The sequence below is a fragment of the Pseudanabaena biceps PCC 7429 genome (assembly GCF_000332215.1).
GTDB classification, from domain to species: Bacteria; Cyanobacteriota; Cyanobacteriia; order Pseudanabaenales; family Pseudanabaenaceae; genus Pseudanabaena; species Pseudanabaena biceps.
Window position 1 is genome coordinate 1 of the sequence record NZ_ALWB01000442.1, and the last position, 1,017, is coordinate 1,017.

Genomic DNA, 1,017 nt, shown 5'->3' on the forward strand with positions numbered 1-1,017 from the left:
TGGCAAGTTTTAAAAGCCCAGAAGTAAAAGCCTTGCGTAGCAAGACTTTTACTTCTGGGCTTTGAGAAAGGGTTTGCATAGCAAACCCTTTCTCAAAGCCCCTTTTCAATTATCCCGAACTCACGTTGAATTAAAAAAACAAACCCAGTAAGGGTTTTCAAAGCTCAAAATGGCTACGCCATTTTGAGCTTTGGTATTAGATTAAATTTCTAAACTAAAATGATATGCCGATCGCGATCAACCTTGAGCCAGCCTTCGTCCTGTAACAATTTCATTGCTCTAGTTACCGTGACGCGGGTACTGCTAATAGCACTGGCAAGATGTTGATGGGTAAGACGCACAGTTAGCCGAGTTCCCTCATCAACCGTTACTCCTACTTCTTGTTTAAGCAAAAGTAAAATTTGGCGGAGACGTTCTTCGACTCGCTTGTTACTTACGAGAGCCAATAAAGCCTCAGTTTGCTGAAGTCGGCGATTGAGATGCTGCAAAATCCCCTGATAAAGTTGCGGAGACTGCTCGAGTTCGATCAGCGTAAATCGCATCAAGTCAACATCTGATAAAGCGATCGCTTGGTAGGGTTCTAAGTTCGTCAGGGGCAAGCCGAAGGGCATTGCTTGTACTGCAAATCCGACTAGAACTTCATCGCCAGAGGGATGCAAAGTATTTAATTGGACAACTCCGCGACAAACTACCCACACCTCATGGGGATACATGGGGATAATTTGACCACTTTTGTAAGTGTGCATGGTACGACCGCGATAAATTTCTTCGAGCGATCGTCGCCAGTCTGTTACAGAGTTTGTGGAGTTAAGATCGAAGCTTGAGAACGTATATGTCATATCAGCGTGAGGTACACATTTGTTATCCTATGTGTTTCTCGACACAATCAGGTTAAGCGAAGTTTATTAAATCGATAAATTCTTCTTAAACTTTTATTTCCCTAGGCATTACAAACTCAGCTAATACCAAATCACAAAATGGCTACGCCATTTTGTGATTTTAAAACCCTTACTGGGT

The 1,017-nt window shown here is 42.6% G+C and carries 1 protein-coding gene; it reads right to left on the reverse strand.

Features of this window, described 5'->3' with window-relative positions:
• Positions 1–209: 209 nt before the first annotated feature.
• The gene (locus PSE7429_RS23010; protein ID WP_009629817.1) at positions 210–839 is read right to left on the reverse strand and encodes a Crp/Fnr family transcriptional regulator; all 630 of its coding nucleotides are present in this window, start codon (positions 837–839) and stop codon (positions 210–212) included.
• Between the last annotated feature and the right edge of the window lie 178 nt (positions 840–1,017).